This is a genomic window from Chitinophaga sp., from assembly GCF_036566945.1.
GTDB lineage: Bacteria > Bacteroidota > Bacteroidia > Chitinophagales > Chitinophagaceae > Chitinophaga.
On the sequence record NZ_DATCVJ010001082.1, the window covers coordinates 1 to 2,938 of the forward strand.

2 protein-coding genes are annotated in these 2,938 nt (G+C 50.3%); both read left to right on the forward strand.

Annotated elements, in window-relative coordinates:
* Positions 1-16 precede the first annotated feature (16 nt).
* Positions 17-2,515 (forward strand): nitrite reductase large subunit NirB, encoded by a 2,499-nt coding sequence (gene nirB / locus VIP81_RS32630; RefSeq protein ID WP_331972161.1) that lies wholly within the window; start codon positions 17-19, stop codon positions 2,513-2,515.
* A gap of 25 nt (positions 2,516-2,540) precedes the next feature.
* Positions 2,541-2,924, forward strand: coding sequence for a nitrite reductase small subunit NirD (nirD, locus tag VIP81_RS32635; RefSeq protein WP_331972164.1), 384 nt, complete (start codon positions 2,541-2,543; stop codon positions 2,922-2,924).
* Positions 2,925-2,938: the final 14 nt, after the last annotated feature.

A 2,938-nucleotide genomic window follows, 5' to 3' on the forward strand; every position in this document is an offset into this window, starting at 1 on the left:
CCTTAAATATAATCCAATGAAAATAGTAGTTATAGGAAACGGCATGGTAGGTTATAAATTTTGTGAGAAGATGATCGCCAAATCTGCCCACCTCCCCATTGAACTGGTTGTATTCGGAGAAGAACCCCGTCCCGCCTATGATCGTGTACATCTTACTTCCTGGTTTGACGGCAAAACCGCCGACGACCTCCTGCTCGCCACCGCCGACTGGTACACCCGGCAAGGTATCCGCCTCCATCTGGGCGACCCGGTGTTGCAAATTGACCGCGACAACAAAACAGTATATTCCCACAAAGGCATCGTAGAATCATATGACTACCTGGTGATCGCCACCGGCTCGGCCGCCTTTGTGCCACCAGTACCGGGCATGGATAAAAAGGGCGTATTTATATATCGTACTATAGAAGACCTGGAAATGATGAAAGCATATGCCCCTAAAGCCAGCCGTGGCGCGGTAATAGGTGGCGGACTGCTGGGACTCGAAGCCGCCAAAGCCCTGCTGGACCTGGGTATCTCCAATACACATGTCATCGAGTTTTCTTCCCGCCTCATGCCCCGGCAAATAGATGAACAGGGATCTGCCATCCTGCAAACAAAGCTGGGAAGCCTGGGACTGAAAGTCCTTACCGGCAAAAATACCCGCGAAATACTCGGCAAGGACGCCATCACCGGTTTACAGTTTGCAGATGACACCATCCTCGAAGCAGATATCCTGGTGGTATCTGCCGGCATCAAGCCCCGCGATGAACTCGCGAAAGCTGCCGGCATCAGTACCGGACCACGCGGTGGCATCGTCGTGAATGAACAAATGCAAACCAACGACCCCTTTATATATTCCATCGGCGAATGCGCTCTCTACAACAACATGATCTATGGCCTGGTAGCTCCCGGCTATGAAATGGCGGAAGTAGCGGCGTCACATATTACCGGTGAAGCTAAAGCCTTCACCGGTTTTGATATGAGCACCAAATTAAAACTCATTGGAGTAGATGTGGCCAGCTTCGGTGATCCTTTTTCTGATCCGGAAAGCTGCCATAGTATTGTTTTTGAAGACAAATACAAAGGCACCTATAAACGCATCAATATTACTACAGATGGTCAGTTCCTGCTGGGAGGTATCTTAATAGGTGATGCGGCAGCTTATAATATGTTGCTGCAAACGACTAAAAATAAACTGGCTTTGCCTGCCAATCCGGAAGACTTACTCCTCGGCGGCAGCCGTAGCAGCGCCGATACGGGCGCCGGTGTAACCGCCCTCCCCGACGAAGCCATCATCTGCAGCTGCGAAAGCGTGAGCAAAGGCGCCATCTGCCAGGCAGTAACAGACGGATATGAAACCCTCGACGAAGTAAAGAAATGCACCAAAGCCGGCACCTGCTGCGGTGGCTGCGCCCCGATGGTGAAAGACCTCATCACCGCCACCATGAAGGCGCAAGGCAAATACATCCGCAACGTGGTATGCGAACACTTCGCCTACTCCCGCCAGGAAATGCTGGACCTCATCCGTGTAAAATCACTCCGCTCCTTTGATGAAGTACTGGACTATTACGGCGAAGGGGAAGGCTGCGAAGTATGTAAACCGGTTATCGCCTCTATACTGGCCAGTCTGTGGAACGATATGATCCTCGACAAAGGCAATGATACCGCACAGGATTCCAATGACCGCTACCTCGCCAACATACAAAAAGGCGGTACCTATTCTGTGGTACCCCGTATTCCGGGTGGAGAAATTACACCAGAGAAACTGGTAGTGATCGGGGAGATAGGTACTAAATATAACCTCTATACGAAAATCACCGGCGGACAGCGGATCGACTTATTTGGCGCACATCTGAGCGACCTGCCTAATATCTGGGAAGAACTGATTGCCGCCGGATTTGAAAGCGGACATGCCTATGGCAAAGCGCTGCGCACCGTAAAAAGCTGCGTAGGTTCCACCTGGTGCCGGTTTGGACTGCACGACAGCGTAAGCTTTGCCATCCGCATAGAAGAACGTTACCGCGGACTGCGCGCCCCACATAAAATCAAATCCGCCGTATCCGGCTGCATCCGCGAATGCGCGGAGGCACAGTCGAAAGACTTTGGCATCATTGCCACCGAGAAAGGATGGAACCTGTATGTATGCGGCAATGGCGGCTCCAAACCACAGCATGCACAACTGCTTGTTGCGGATGTAGACAGCGACACCTGCATCAAATATATTGACCGCTTCCTGATGTTTTATATTAAAACAGCCGATCCGCTTACCCGCACCGCCACCTGGCTGAACAAACTTGATGGCGGCATGGATTACCTCCGCAATGTAGTACTGAATGATAGTCTGGGTATAGCCGCCCAACTGGAAACAGAAATGCAGCTGCTGGTAGACAACTACAAATGCGAGTGGAGAGAAGTAGTGGAAAATCCGGAACTGCGCAAGCGTTTCTCTCACTTCATCAATGCACCAGCCGACAAAGATCCAACGGTAAAATTCGAAACCATGCGGGCCCAGAAGAAAGCCGCAGAATGGAAATAATCTCTTTACACAAAAATATACTGCTATGTCTACGATTCACACGACTACCACCACCTGGTTTTTTGCCTGTAAAACATCGGATGTACCCACCAATGGCGGCGTATGCGTAAAGTATAAAGAAGAACAGATTGCCCTGTTTTATTTTGCCCGCAGAAATGAATGGTATGCCACACAGAACCTTTGCCCGCACCGTCAACAGATGGCGCTGAGCCGCGGCATGACCGGCACTGTAAAAGATGAGCCTAAAGTAGCATGCCCTTTCCACAAAAAAACATTCTCCCTGAAAGATGGCCGTTGCCTGTCTGACGAAACAGAATGTTCACTCACCACCTACCCCGTAAAAATCATCGATGACATGGTTTATATCGGTGTAATGGCAAATGTGGAAATGGTGAATGCTTCGATATAAAAAACGAAACCCGG